General features: G+C 64.5%; 1 pseudogene. It reads left to right on the top strand.

The annotated features are described in order from the left end of the window. Positions 1–127 precede the first annotated feature (127 nt). Positions 128–298 (top strand): annotated as a pseudogene (locus GWK61_RS55675) (IS5/IS1182 family transposase); the annotation flags it as partial. Positions 299–307 lie beyond the last annotated feature (9 nt).

Here is a 307-nt window from a genome sequence, read left to right on the forward strand (position 1 = left end):
CAGATCCAACACGCCGTAACCACTGGAGAGCCGGATGACCGTAAACGGTCACGTCCGGTTCGGCGGGAGGCCGCGCGGAAAAAGGACCTGACCAGTTCAGGAACCTCGCCGCGCGGCCGACCCAACGTCGTGGATGAACGGCTACGGCAAGATCCGGCGTTGTTTCGAACGCGACGGCCGGGTCGTCGACTTCTACCTCTACCTCGCCGCCGCGTTCGTCACCGTCCGTGCACTCATCCGGGAAGCCCGCACCCGCTACCGATGGGACACACGACCCACCACTCGACGCCTGAAATGACCCCTATCC

The sequence above is a fragment of the Catenulispora rubra genome (genome assembly GCF_015356825.1).
GTDB lineage: Bacteria > Actinomycetota > Actinomycetes > Streptomycetales > Catenulisporaceae > Catenulispora > Catenulispora rubra.